We start from the raw sequence: 15,374 nt of genomic DNA, 5'->3' as shown, positions 1-15,374 counted from the left end.
CCAGCCAACCCTGATGGCCCTGGCTGCCGCCGTGGGCAGTGGTACGGAAATTCGCGTGCCGGCCAACCTGATCGAGCCGGGCTGCACGCAGATCACCCCTGAGATGCTGCCGCTGGTCGAACTCGACCAGACTACCCTCGATCTTGTGCTGGCAACGGTCCCGGGCGGGGCTGCCAACGTGCAGGATATCTATCCACTGGCGCCGTTGCAGCAAGGCATTCTCTACCATCACATCAGCGCTGAACGTGGTGATCCTTATGTGCTGCAGGCCAGCTTTTCAGTCAGCAACCGGGCACGGCTCGATGCCTTTGCCGATGCGCTGCGGCATGTCATCCAGCGTCATGACATTCTGCGTACGGCGGTGCTCTGGCAGGGCCTGAGCGAACCGTTGCAGGTGGTCTGGCGCCAGGCTGAGCTGAGTGTCGAAATTCTTGAACCTGACCCTCGCAATGGCCCCATCGCCGCGCAGTTGAGCGAGCGTTTCGCCAACACTGATTATCGTCTTGATCTGGCCCAGGCGCCCTTGATCCGTCTGGCCTGCGCCCGTGAAGGTGAAGGCTGGGTCATGTTGCTGATATTCCACCACCTGGCCCTGGACCACACTGCGATGGATGTGGTGCGCGAGGAAATGCAGGCCTTCATGCTGGGCGAGGCGGATTCGCTGCCCGTTGCCGTGCCATACCGCAACTATGTGGCCCAGGCGCGCCTGGGGCTTGGCCAGCAGGAGCACGAAGCGTTTTTCCGCGACATGCTCGGCGATGTCGAGGAGCCGACGCTGGCTTACGCTCAGGCCTCGATCCGCAGTGACGGCAGCGGTATCGAAGAGGCGCATCAGCAACTGGATATCGCCCTGTGCCAGAAACTGCGAGTGCAGGCCCGCCAGCTTGGCGTCAGTGCCGCCAGCCTGATGCATCTGGCCTGGGCGCTGGTGGCCGGCAAGGCCAGCGGGCGTGATCAGGTAGTGTTCGGCACGGTCCTGATGGGCCGCATGCAGGGTGGCGACGGTGCCGATCGTGCGCTGGGCATGTTCATCAATACCTTGCCGCTGCGCGTGGATATCGACGCACACAATGTGGTGGAAGGAGTGGAGTCCACCCATGCACGGCTTAGCGCGCTGCTGGGTCACGAGCATGCTTCGCTGGCCCTTGCGCAGCGTTGCAGCGCTGTTGCCGCACCTTCGCCATTGTTCAACTCGTTGCTCAATTACCGGCATAGCGCCGTCGACGTTACCTGCGCTCAGGCGTTGTCGGCCTGGGACGGCATCGAAAGCCTGGGCAATGAAGAGCGCACCAATTATCCGCTGGCGATTTCCGTGGATGACCTGGGCGAAGGCTTTGCAGTCAGCGTGCTGGCGATGCTGGAAATCGGGGCCCAGCGTGTCTGCGATACTTTTGCCCATACGCTGCAGCAACTGGTCGAGGCGCTTGATGTTCGGCCGCAGACCCCACTGCATGCGGTATCGGTAATCGCTGGAGCGGAACGTCGCCGCCTGCTTGAAGAATTCAACGCCACGGCCACGGATTACCCAAGGGATCAAACCCTGCAGGCGCTGTTTGAAGCGCAGGTTGCCGAGCGTCCTGACGCTGTGGCGGCGGTCCATGGCCAGCAAGGCCTGACCTATCTTGAGCTCAACACCCGGGCCAACCGCCTGGCTCATTACCTGACCGGCCTTGGGGTGCAGGCGGGGGATTCGGTGGCGATCCTGCTGCCACGTTCGCTGGATCTGCTGGTGGCGCAACTGGCGATCAGCAAATGTGCTGCCGTCTACGTGCCGCTGGATGTCAACGCACCACTGGATCGTCAGGCTTTCATGGTGCAGGACAGCGGTGCCCGGCAGTTGTTGACCCACCACGCTCGCGAGGTCCCGCAAGGCGTCATGCGCCTGGACCTGGACCTGCTGGTTCTGGACAACCAGCCGGATCATGACCCGCAGTGTCTCGGCAGCGCACAGTCGACCGCTTACATCATGTACACCTCGGGTTCCACTGGCACGCCCAAAGGCGTCATCGTCGCGCACCGGGGAATCGTCAAACTGGTGTGCAACAACGGGTTTGCCGATTTCAACCGCGACGACCGCCTGGCATTCGCCTCCAACCCGGCGTTCGACGCCAGCACCCTGGAAGTCTGGGCGGCGCTGCTCAACGGTGGCCAGGTCGTGGTGATCGACCATGAACTGCTGCTGGACCCACCTCGTCTGGCTGAAGAACTGGTGGCGAAGGGCGTCACCTCGCTATTTGTAACCACCGCGGTGTTCAATCAGTACGTCAGCCTGATCGGCGCAACCCTGGCCGGCCTGCGAATCCTGATGTGTGGCGGCGAACGGGCCGATCCGCAAGTCTTTCGCGACTTGCTGGATATTGCTCCGAAGTTGCGCCTGATCCACTGCTATGGCCCGACCGAAACCACGACTTATGCGACCACCCTGCATGTAACCGACGTTCCGCAAGAGATGAGCAATGTGCCGATCGGCAAGCCGTTGGCCAATACCCAGGTGTACGTGCTGGATGCCCGTCAGCAGCCGGTGCCCATCGGTGTGGCAGGGGAGATCTGTATCGGTGGCGACGGCGTCGCGACGGGTTATCTGAATCGTCCCGAACTGAACGCCCAGGCGTTTATCGCTGACCCGTTCAGCAAGGTCGAAGGCGCGCGCCTGTATCGTTCCGGTGACCGTGGCTGCTGGCGTGCAGATGGCAGCCTGGAGCATCTCGGCCGTGGCGACGGCCAACTGAAACTGCGTGGGTTTCGCATCGAGGCGGGCGAGATCGATGCGCGCCTGCAAGTCTGTCCGGGGGTTCACCAGGCGGCAGTCGTAGTCCGTGAAGACGTGCCGGGGCAAAAGCAACTGGTGGCGTACTACACCGCCGAATCGACCATGGAGTTGCCGACTGCCCAGGCTGTACAGGCCTGGTTGCGCGCCGCGCTGCCTGAATACATGGTGCCTTCGGCTTTCGTCGGGCTGCAGCACTGGCCCTTGAATGGCAACGGCAAGCTGGACCGCAAGGCTTTGCCGGCTCCCGACGGGGACGCACTGCCGAGCGGTGTTTACGAAGCGCCCCTGGGTGAGGTCGAAACGCTCCTGGCTGGCATCTGGTCCCAGGTGCTGAAGGTGGAGCAGGTAGGGCGCTTCGATAACTTCTTTACCCTGGGCGGTCATTCGCTGCTGGCGGTGACGTTGATCGAACGTATGCGCCAGGAAGGTCTGCGCGCCGATATCAAGGTTCTGTTCAGCCAGCCAACGCTGGCGGCACTGGCAGCGTCCCTGAATGGCGAACAGGAGATTCAGGTGCCTGCCAACCTGATCCCGGCGGACTGCGAGCGTATCGAGCCCTGGATGCTGCCGCTGGTTAGTCTCGATCAGTCGACTATCGATGGCATCGTCGCCGCAGTGCCTGGCGGCACGGCCAATGTGCAGGATATCTATGCGCTTGCGCCTTTGCAGGAAGGCATCCTGTACCACCATGTCGCGGCACGCCAGGGAGATCCGTTCATTCTCCAGTCGTTGCTCGCAGTGGACAGCGAAGCGCGTCTGCAAGCCGTTGCCCGGGCCTTTCAAAAGGTCATCGATCGTCACGACATTCTGCGCACAGCGGTGTTCTGGGAAGGCCTTGAAACACCTGTACAGGTCGTGCAGCGCAGCGCTGCGCTGCCGAGCGAGTGCATTGCACTGGATCCGGCAGCCGGCGATATCCTTGAACAGATGCGCGAGCGTTTCGACGCCCGCAACTTCCGCCTGGATATCAGCCAGGCCCCGCTGGTGTGCATGCCTTATGCGTGGGACCCGCTGAATCAGCGCTACGTGGTGGCGCTGGTGCTCCATCACCTGATCATCGACCACGTGGCCTTCGAGGTGGTGGTGTCGGAAATCCAGAGCCTGTTGCTGGATCAGGCGGCGCGGCTGCCCGAACCGGTGCCTTATCGCAACTACATCGCCCAGGTGCGCCTGGGTGCCGACGAGGCGGCTCACGAACGCTTCTTCCGCGACATGCTGCAAACCGTCGAGGAACCCACCTTGCCGTTCGGTAAATCAGTGTCCGACGGGGTCGTGCATGAAGTCCGGCAGAGTGTGAGCGGCGATATCAGCCAGCGAGCCCGCAACCTTGCGCGGAACCTGGGTGTCAGCGCCGCGAGTCTTTACCATCTGGCGTGGGGTCTGGTGGTGGGCCGGGTGTCGGCAAGTGACGATGTGGTGTTCGGTACCGTACTGGTGGGCCGGATGCGCGGCGGTGAAGGTGCGGATCGGGCCTTGGGGATGTTTATCAATACCTTGCCGATTCGTGTTGAGTTGCGACTGCAAGGTGTGGCCCTGGCCGTCAGGCAGGTGCATGCGCGGCTGTCCGGACTGCTGGAACACGAACATGCTTCTCTGGCCCTGGCTCAACGCTGTAGTGGTGTTGCTGCACCCGCGCCATTGTTCAGTGCCTTGCTCAATTTCCGCCATAGCCCGGTAGACGACTCAGCCCTGGCCAATAGCGCCTGGCAGGGTATCCAGGGGCTTGAGGCCCATGAACACACGGCTTATCCGCTGACGCTGGCGGTGGACGATACCGGGCAAGGGGTTTTTCTGACCGTGCAGACTACCGCTGGCATCGATGCGGAAAACCTGTGCGGTTACATGCAGTGCGCGTTGCAACAACTGGTCGAAACGCTTGAACAGGCACCGCTGACCACTCTGAGTGGTCTGTCGATACTGCCGCAAGCCGAGCGCGAGCGGGTATTGCGCACCTTCAACGCGACGCAACGTGATTACCCTCGCGATGAACTGATCCATGCACTGTTCGAGCAACAGGTAGAACGCACGCCACTAGCCAGTGCCGTCAGCGATCACAACGGCCAGGCCCTGAGCTACGAAACCCTCAACCGTCGCGCCAACCAGCTCGCCCATCAACTGATCGCGCTGGGGGTGGTGCCGGATAGTCGTGTGGCGGTGGCGCTGCGCCGTAGCAACGAACTGGTGGTTGCCCTGCTGGCGATTCTCAAGGCTGGCGGCGCTTATGTGCCGGTGGACCCGGACCTGCCGGACAGCCGGCGCGACTACATGCTCGACGACAGCACGCCTGTGGCAATGCTCACCTCGCTGGCCTTGCAGGAGCAGGTCGCCCGCGCCGATATTCCTGTGTTGCTGGTGGATCAGGAAGTACTAGCGGATTTTCCGTCGAGCAATCCAAAGCCGCTGGAGCTGGGTCTGCAAGCCACGCATCTGGCCTATGTGCTGTACACCTCCGGCTCGACCGGCAAGCCCAAAGGCGTGATGAACGAACACCGCGGCGTGGTCAACCGCCTGCTCTGGGCCAGGGACGAATACCGGGTCAACGCCACGGATCGCGTGCTGCAAAAGACCCCATTCGGTTTTGACGTGTCGGTCTGGGAGTTCTTCCTGCCACTGCTGACCGGCGCTCATCTGTACATGGCCCGTCCTGGCGGGCATCAGGACCCGGCGTATCTGGCTCAGGTGATGCGCGAGCAACAGATCAGCCTGCTGCACTTCGTACCCTCGATGCTGGAAGTATTTCTGGAACACGGCGACAACCAGGGCTTTGGCGCCTTGAGCCGTGTGCTGTGCAGCGGCGAAGCCTTGCCGCGCAGCCTGCAGAAGCGTTTCGAGGAGCAGTTGGCACCGGTGGAGCTGCATAACCTCTATGGCCCGACCGAAGCGGCCATCGACGTCACCGCCTGGCACTGCCAGCCGAGTGATCAGGGCGACAGCGTGCCGATTGGCAAGCCCATCGCCAATATCCGGATCTATATTCTCGATCCGCATGGCCAGCCGACGCCCGTAGGTGTCGCCGGTGAAATCAATATCGGCGGTGTGGGTGTCGCGCGTGGTTATCTGAACCTGCCGGAACTGAGCGCCGAGCGCTTTGTTAAAGATCCGTTCTCCAGCGATCCAGACGCGCGGGTCTACAAGACCGGCGACCTGGGCCGCTGGCTGGACAACGGAGCAGTCGAATACCTGGGACGTAACGACTTTCAGGTCAAGATCCGCGGTCAACGTATCGAACTGGGCGAGATCGAAGCCAAGCTGGCGCTGCACGAGGCGATCAAGGAAGCTGTGGTACTGGCGCGCGACGAGGCGTCCGGCGAGAAACGGCTGGTGGCCTACTTTACCTCGCGAACGGGCTCGACAGCGGACTTGCGCGAATTGCGCAGCCATTTGCAGATCCACCTTCCCGATTACATGGTGCCTACATCGTTTATTGCTCTGGAGACTTTCCCGCTCACCGCCAATGGCAAGCTGGATCGCAGCCAATTACCGGCGCCGGATGCGGCAGACGTGATCAGCCGCGAATTCGAGGCACCCCGGGGCGAACTGGAAAGCGCCCTTGCAGAGTTGTGGCAAAACCTGCTGAAAGTCCCGCAGGTAGGGCGTGAGGATCACTTCTTCGAGCTGGGCGGGCATTCGTTGCTGGCCATGCGTCTGGTTTCCCAGGTTCGCCAGCAATGGGGCGTCGAGCTGGAACTGGCCGAGCTGTTTGCCCGTCCGCAATTGCGTGCAGTGGCAGAACAGGTGGCACTGAATGTCCGTAGCACCTTGCCGGAAATCACGGCGGTGTCGCGTGACGAGGACTTGCCGCTGTCGTTCGCCCAGCAGCGCTTGCTGTTCCTGGCGAAGATGGAGGGCGCCAGTGCGGCCTATCACTTGCCGGCCGGCCTGCGCCTGAAAGGCGTGCTCGACGTCGCCGCCCTGCAGCAAGCGCTGGACCGGATCGTGGAGCGGCACGAAGCCTTGCGTACCTGTTTTGTCCAGCCATCGGGAGGTGCGGCGTTGCAGCGAATCCTGCCATCCAGCGGGTTCGCGCTGAGTCAGGTTGATCTTTCCGGGCTGGCCGATTCGGCGCAGGCCTTGAGTGAGCTGACCGCCGAAGAGGCACGGCAGGGCTTCGACCTGCAGCATGGCCCGCTGATTCGCGGCCAGTTGATTCGACTGGCCGATGACGAGCATGTATTGCTGGTCACGCTGCACCATATCGTCTCCGACGGCTGGTCCATGGGCGTCCTGACTAGCGAGCTGGGGGCACTGTATCAGGCATTTGTGTACGGCGAGCCGGACCCGTTACCGCCACTGGCGGTGCAATACGCCGACTATGCCGCCTGGCAACGCCGGCTGCTGGACAGCCAGGCCATGCAGGTGCAGAGCGATTGGTGGCGCAAGACCCTGGCTCAGGCGCCGGCGTTGCTGGCCTTGCCCTGCGACCAGCCACGCCCGGCGTTGCAGGATTATTCGGGGGCTGCGCTGCCGGTCTGCTTCGACGCGCAGTTGACCGCGCAACTGCAAGCCCTGAGCAAGCGTCATGGCACCACGCTGTACATGACGGTACTGGCGGCCTGGGCAGCGACCCTCGCACGCCTGTCTGGCCAGGAGCAGGTGGTGATCGGCTCGCCGGTCGCCAACCGCATGAGCGCCGATGTCGAAGGGCTGATCGGTCTGTTCGTCAATACCCTTGCACTGCCGGTCGACCTGTCCGGCAAGCCTGATTTCGCCGAGCTGCTGCACAGGGTCCGGCAGTTGTCCCTGGAAGCCCAGGCCCGGCAGGCATTGCCTTTCGAGCATGTGGTCGAAGTGGTCAAGCCGGTACGCAGCCTGTCCCATAGTCCGTTGTTCCAGGTCATGCTGTCGTGGCAGAACAACGAAAATGTCGAACTGATGCTCGGCGACCTGCGTCTGGAGGGCATTGGTGCGCCGCGCCGTACTGCCAAGTTCGACCTGTCGCTGGAGCTTGGGGAGATCAATGGCCAGTTGCAGGGCAGCCTGGAGTTCGCCACGGCCTTGTTCCAGCCGCACACCATCGAGCGTTATCGCGGTTATCTGGAATGTCTGCTGCGCGCCATGGTGGCTGATGCCAGCCAGGCGGTACACGGCGTTGCTCTGCCTGGCCCGGCAGAGCGCCAGGCTCTGGCGCGCTTCAACGACACCCAGCATTACTATCCGCCGGCGCAGACCGTGCATGGTCTTTTCGAGGCTCAGGTACTGCGCACGCCTGATGCGCTGGCGTTGATTCATGGGCGCGAGCAACTGAGCTATCGCCAGTTGAATGAACGGGCCAATCGTCTGGCCTGGCATTTGCGCGAGCAGGGCGTCGAGCCAGACGCACGGGTGGCAATCTGCGTGGAGCGTGGCAGCGAAATGGTCGTCGGCCTGCTGGCCATTCTCAAGGCTGGCGGCGGTTATGTGCCGCTGGATCCGGCCTATCCGGTCGAGCGGATCGCCTACATGTTGGAGGACAGCGCACCCACGGTGGTGCTGGCGCACGCGCCGACCCTCGGACTGCTGTCCGCCAGCAGCGCGCCGGTGATTGATCTGGACAGCCGTACCTGGCTCACACAATCGCTGGACAACCCGGACGTCAGCGGGCTGAACGCGGCCCATCTGGCCTATGTGATCTACACCTCCGGCTCCACCGGCATGCCCAAGGGGGTGATGATCGAACACCGCAATACGGTCAACTTTCTGACCTGGGCAAAACGCGCCTTCGAGCCTGAGGTGCTGGCCAGAACGCTGTTCTCCACTTCGTTGAACTTCGACCTGGCGGTCTACGAATGCTTTGCTCCGCTGACCAGCGGTGGCTGTATCGATCTGGTGCAGAATGCTCTTGAACTGCAACACAGCGAGCACGATGTCACGCTGATCAATACCGTGCCTTCGGCGCTCAAGGCGTTGCTGGAATCAAGCGGTCTGAGCCAGGGCGTACATACGGTCAACGTGGCCGGGGAAGCTCTCAAGCGCAGTCTCGTGGAAACCCTGTTCGAGCAGACCCAGGTCAAGCGCCTGTGCAATCTCTATGGCCCCTCGGAAACCACCACCTATTCCAGTTGGGTGGCGATGGATCGCGAAGACGGTTTCAGCGCGCATATCGGCAAGCCGATCGCCAATACTCAGTTCCATATCCTGGATGAGTACCTGAACCCGGTGCCGCTGGGGGTTGCCGGTGAACTGTTCATCGGCGGGGCCGGGGTGGCTCGCGGTTACCTGAACCGCGACGATCTGACGGCCCAGCGCTTCCTCGACGATCCGTTCAGCAGTGTATCCGGCGCGCGCATGTACCGTACCGGGGATCTCGGACGCTGGCTGGCGGATGGCAATATCGAGTATCTGGGCCGTAACGACGATCAGGTGAAGATCCGCGGTTTCCGCATCGAGCTGGGTGAGATCGAGGCGAAACTGGCTGCTCACGCGGCAGTCAAGGAGGCGGTGGTGCTGGCCAGGGAAGACCAGCCCGGCGATCTGCGGCTGGTGGCGTATTACACGCCGCACAGCGCTGCGCTGCTGATCGACAGTGGCTTGCTGCGTAGCCATTTGCAGGCGCAATTGCCTGAATATATGGTCCCGGCCGCCTATGTGCGCCTTGAGGAATTGCCGTTGACTCCCAACGGCAAGCTGGATCGCAAGCGCCTGCCATTGCCTGACAGCAGCGCTTACGTCACCCATCGCTACGAAGCTCCGCAGGGTGAAAACGAAACTTGGCTGGCGATGCTCTGGGCCGAGTTGCTGAAGGTTGAGCGAGTAGGGCGTCACGACCATTTCTTCGAGCTGGGCGGGCATTCGCTGTTGGCGGTTACCCTGATCGAGCGCATGCGCCATGAGGGGCTGGAAGCCGATGTGCGGGTGCTGTTCGGACAATCGACGCTGGCGGCGGTGGCCGCTTCGGTGGTGCCTCTGCGCAACCTCGAAGTTTCTGCCTCGCGAGTCCCGACTCAACAACGCAAACGTCGTATCTGATCGCTCTGCGCAACCATCCCCCGCAACACCAGATGCTGTCCCCATCAACGGGGACAGCGTTTTCCCAAGGCCCCAACGCTCTGCATCCCGCCTGTCCCTACATACCGTGACAGACAGTCCAGAACCGATGCTCTAGTTTTTTCCCATCCTAGAAAGGCGGCATTTTGCCCCTTTCATGAAGTCGCCACTTGTTTGTCGTCGACTTTTTCAGAACTCCTACAGCGCAGGTTATTCGATGCTCTTCAACGAATTGATGGCTATCATTTCCGGTCACCCGATCCGTCTCCAGCACGACGAGGGCGATCTTGTCATTCTTGGCGACGACGAGGGCTTCGACGATGCGCTGATGGACAGCATGCGCCTGCACAAGCATGCGCTGATCGATCTGGTAAAGAGAAACGGTGGCGACTGGCTGAGCCCGGCTTTCCGCATTACCCCGGATATGCTGCCCCTGGCCGGACTTAGCCAGGAAGCGCTTGACCGTATCGTCGAAACCGTACCCGGCGGTGCTGGCAACGTACAGGACATCTATCCGCTGGCACCGTTGCAGGAAGGCATTCTCTATCATCATATTTCGGCGTCCAGCGGCGATCCGTATGTCCTGCACACCCTGTTCGCTGCCGACAGCCTCCAGCATCTGGAAAACTTTGCCCAGGCCCTGCAAGGGGTCATGGACCGTCACGATATCCTGCGCACTGCGATTGTCTGGGAAGGGCTCGACGAACCGCGGCAGGTGGTCTGGCAAGAGGCCCGGCTGAGCTTTGACGAAATCATCCTGAACCCGGCCGATGGCGATATAACCCGGCAATTGCAGGAGCGTTTCGATACCCGCCATTACCGCATGGACGTACGCCAGGCGCCGCTGCTGCGCCTGGTCTGGTCCGTCGATCCACTCAATTCACGCTGGGTGGCGATGCTGCTGTTCCACCACATGGCACTTGACCATGCGGCACTGGAACTGGTGCAGCATGAAGTCCAGGCCTTTCTGCTGGGCACCGGACACTTGCTGCCCGAAGCGGTCGCCTATCGCAACTATGTGGCTCAGGCCCGCCTTGGCGTTGGCCGTGAGGCTCACGAAGCGTTCTTTCGCGACATGCTCGCGGACGTCGAAGAGCCGACGCTGCCATTCGGCTTCACCGATGCCCTGAACCCCGACGCGGTCATTGAAGAGGCCCGGCTGCCGGTCGATGAGGCGTTGGGCGCGCGTCTGCGTGGCCATGCCCGGCGGCTCGGAGTCAGTGCCGCCAGCCTGGTGCATCTGGCCTGGGCTCAAGTGCTGGGGCGTATATCCGGCCGTGAGGACGTGGTATTCGGCACTGTATTGATGGGCCGGATGCAAGGCGGCGAGGGCGCTGAACGGGCGTTGGGGTTGTTCATCAATACCTTGCCGCTGCGAGTCGCACTGGGCAGCCAGAGCGTGGATGCCAGCATCAAGGCCACTCACCAGCGCCTGACCGGGCTACTGGGTCATGAACACGCATCGCTGGCACTCGCCCAGCGTTGCAGCGGCGTGGCAGCACCGACGCCGTTGTTCGGTTCGCTGCTCAATTATCGTCACGGCAGCGCGGCGCAGGCCGTGACGAAGCAGGCCCGTGAAGCCTGGCATGGCCTGCAGGTGCTGGGCGGTGAAGAGCGCAGCAACTATCCGATCACGGTGTCGGTGGACGATCTGGGCGAGCGCTTTGTGGTCAGCGTCCTGGCCCTGGCACAGATCGGCGCGCAGCGGATCGGCACTTATCTGTTGAGCGCCTTCGAGCAACTGGCACAGGCTCTTGAGCAGGATCCGCGCTGTGCGCTGAGCAGCCTGGATCTGCTGCCATCTGCCGAGCGTAGCCAGTTGCTGGACACATTCAACGACACCCGCCGGGCTTATCCTCGCGACAGTAGCGTAGCGACCCTGTTCGAGGCGCATGCCCGGCTCAATCCCGATGCTCCGGCAGCTCTGCATGGCGAGCAACAGCTCGATTACCGCCAGTTGAATGAGCGCGCCAACGTGCTGGCTGGGCATTTACGCGCAGCGGGTGTCAATCCCGGCGAGAGGGTTGCCCTGCAACTGGAACGCTCGTTCGAGTTGCTGATCAGCCAGCTGGCGGTGCTCAAGTGCGGCGCCGTATACGTGCCGCTGGACGTCAATGCGCCTGTCGAGCGTCTGCAATTCATGCTGGAAGACAGCCAGGCCCGGGTATTGCTGAGCCTGAGCGAGCGTGCCTCGCTGACCGATATTCCTCGCCTGGATCTCGATAATCTGCAGCTGGACAGCCCGGAATCGAACGTCGCGGCCAGCGAAAATCCGCTACAGGTGCAGGACGGCGGTGCGCCGGCCTATGTCATGTACACCTCCGGTTCCACGGGAACTCCCAAGGGCGTGCTGGTAACCCATCGGGCAATCAGCCGTCTGGTCCTGGACAACGGTTACGCCGATTTCAACGCTGCAGACCGCGTGGCGTTCGCCTCCAATCCGGCGTTCGATGCCAGCACCCTGGAAGTCTGGGCTGCCTTGCTCAATGGTGGTTGTGTGGTCCTGGTGGATCAGGACGTGCTGCTGTCGCGGGAACGCTTCGCCGGTTTGTTGCTGGAGCAGGCGGTCAGCGTGCTATGGATGACGGCGGGTCTGTTTCATCAATATGCAGCGGACATGAACGAGGCGTTCCGCCAGTTGCGCTACCTGATTGTCGGCGGTGATGTGCTGGATTCGACGGTCATCGCAAGAGTGTTGGCCAACGGCGCACCACAGCATTTGCTCAATGGCTACGGCCCTACCGAAGCAACGACCTTTTCCACCACCTGGGAGATCGACAGGGTCGAGGGCCCGAGCATCCCCATCGGCCGGCCGGTAGGCAATAGCCGGGTGTATGTGCTGGATGACCACCGGCGGCCTGCGCCTCTTGGCGTGACCGGTGAGCTTTATATCGGCGGTGATGGCGTCGCCAAGGGTTATCTGAATCGTCCCGACCTGACCGCCGAGAAGTTCATTGCCGACCCGTTCGGCTCTGATGCCGAAGCCATGCTTTACCGCACCGGCGACCTGGGTTGCTGGTTGCCAGACGGCAGTATCGAGTACCGCGGGCGTAACGACGATCAGGTCAAGATTCGTGGTTTCCGCATCGAACTGGGCGAAATCGTTGCCCGCCTGAGCACCTGCGCCGGTGTTGCCGAAGCCACGGTGCTGGTGCGAGCCGAGCAGGACACTCCGGGCCAGAAACGGCTTATCGCCTATGTCATTCCGCAAGCTGGCGTGCAACTCGGCGCCCAGGCTCTTCGCGATGAATTGCTCGGCTCGCTGGCCGAATACATGGTGCCTGCAGCTTTTGTGATGCTTGAGGCTTTCCCGCTTACCGCCAACGGCAAGCTGGACCGTCGGGCCTTGCCCGAGCCTGGTGCCGAGGCGTTCGCCAGCCGTGAATATGTGGCACCTCAAGGTCCGGTAGAAGAAACACTGGCCACGCTCTGGGCGCAGTTGCTCAAGGTGGAGCGCGTGGGGCGCTTCGATCATTTCTTCGAGTTGGGCGGCCACTCGCTGCTCGCCGTCAGCCTGATCGAGCGCATGCGCCAGGCTGGTCTGCGGGCCGATGTGCGGGTGCTGTTCAGCCAGCCAACCCTGGCGGCACTGGCCGCTGCGGTTGGCGAGAACCATGAGATCACGGTTCCGGCCAATGTCATTGCTGCCGACATCCAGCGCATCACGCCCGCGATGTTGCCTCTGGCTGATCTGGATCAGACTTCCATCGACCGCATCGTGGCCAGCGTGCCGGGCGGTATTGCCAATATTCAGGACATCTATGCGCTGGCGCCGTTGCAGGAAGGCATTCTCTATCACCATCTGGCGGCCGATCAGGGCGATCCTTACGTTCTGCAGACCCTGTTCGGCATGGCTGACCGTGGCCGTCTGAATGATTTCGTCCAGGCGCTGCAAGCGGTTGTCGATCGTCATGACATTCTGCGTACTGCAGTGTTCTGGGAAGGTCTCGACAGCCCGGTACAAGTGGTCTGCCGCCAGGCACGACTGAGTGTCGAAGAAGTCAGTCTCGATCCGGCACTGGGCGATATCTCGGCCCAATTGCAGGCGCGTTTCGATCCGCGGCATTTCCGGCTCGATCTGGCGCAGGCGCCGCTGCTGCGCATTCTGTTTACCGAAGATGCCGTCAACCAGCGTTGCGTTGCCTTGCTGCTGTTTCACCACCTGGCGCTGGATCACACTGCGCTGGAAGTGGTCCAGCATGAGATGCAGGCCTGGTTGCTGGGTCGTCAGCAGGATCTGGGCGAGGCCATCGCTTATCGCAATTACGTGGCTCAGGCGCGTCTGGGCGTCAGTCGTGAGGCTCACGAAACATTCTTTCGCGACATGCTCGGCGATGTCGACGAGCCGACACTGCCCTTCGGTCTGCAGAATGTGCAGGGCGACGGTGACGGCGTCGAGGAAGCCAGCCAGGCACTGGTCACAGGTCTGGATCAACGCCTGCGCAGCCAGGCCCGCCATCTGGGCGTGAGTCTGGCCAGCCTGGTGCATCTGGCCTGGGGCGTAGTGCTGGGTGCTATCGCCGGTAAACAGGATGTGGTGTTCGGCACCGTACTGATGGGGCGCCTGCAAGGCGGCGAAGGAGCGGATCGCGCCATCGGCCTGTTCATCAATACCCTGCCGATGCGGCTGGCCGTAGGTGAGCAGGGCGTACGGGCCGGAGTCAGGGCCGCCCATGAGCGCTTGAGCGGCCTGCTGGGCCACGAGCATGCCTCGCTGGCCCTGGCCCAGCGTTGCAGTGGCGTGCCCGCGTCGATGCCGTTGTTCAGCGCATTGCTCAACTATCGACACAGCGCTGCCGGCAGCATCAACCCTGAAGCCTTGCAGGCCTGGGAAGGGATCGAAGGCCTGTCCGGCGAGGAGCGCACCAACTATCCACTGACTCTGAACGTCGACGATCTGGGCGATAACCTGCTGCTGACGACGCTGGCACAGGAAGGCGTCGATGCCCGGCGCGTCTGTGGCTACATGCAGGCGGCCTTGCAGGAGCTGGTCGAAGCCCTGGAACTGACACCTCAGGCGGCATTGCGCAGTCTGTCGGTCTTGCCCCAAGCCGAACGTGAGCAGTTGCTGCAGGGTTTCAATGCGACCGCTGCGCAATATCCGCTGGAGCAGACGGTTCATGGCCTGTTCGAGATGCAGGTCGAGCGTACGCCGGATGCCGTGGCTGTGGTGCATGGCGATTTGCATTTGAGCTATGCCGAACTGAATCAGCGCGCCAACCGTCTGGCTCATCACTTGCGCAGTCAGGGCGTGATGCCGGATTCGCGGGTGGCGATCTGTGTCGAGCGCGGGATCGGGATGGTGGTCGGGTTGCTGGCGATCATGAAGGCGGGCGGCGGTTATGTCCCGCTGGATCCGGCTTATCCAGCGGAACGGATTGCTTACATGTTACAGGACAGTGCTCCGGCAGCGGTATTGGCACAGACCTCTACGCTGGAACTGCTGTCGGCGGCTTCGGTGCCTTTGGTTAATCTGGATGAGGAAGTCTGGCAGGATCAATCCGTCTCCAATCCCGTGATTGCAGAGCTGACATCGGCGCATCTGGCCTATGTGATCTACACCTCGGGTTCGACCGGCCTGCCGAAAGGCGTGATGATCGAACACCGCAATACGGTCAACTTCCTGACCTGGGCGCAGCAG

At 62.2% G+C, this 15,374-nt stretch carries 2 protein-coding genes; both read left to right on the top strand.

The annotated features are described in order from the left end of the window. Positions 1-9,715 (top strand): non-ribosomal peptide synthetase (locus tag ALQ04_RS19595; RefSeq protein ID WP_147466612.1); only part of this gene is annotated, 9,715 nt, incomplete at its 5' end. A 235-nt stretch (positions 9,716-9,950) separates the two neighbouring features. Further along, positions 9,951-15,374 (top strand): non-ribosomal peptide synthetase (locus ALQ04_RS19590; RefSeq protein ID WP_259645051.1); only part of this gene is annotated, 5,424 nt, incomplete at its 3' end.

Origin of the sequence: Pseudomonas cichorii, from assembly GCF_003700275.1 — a bacterium.
In the GTDB taxonomy this organism is placed as follows: Bacteria; Pseudomonadota; Gammaproteobacteria; order Pseudomonadales; family Pseudomonadaceae; genus Aquipseudomonas; species Aquipseudomonas cichorii_B.
This window is presented reverse-complemented; position numbering and strand designations above follow the sequence as displayed.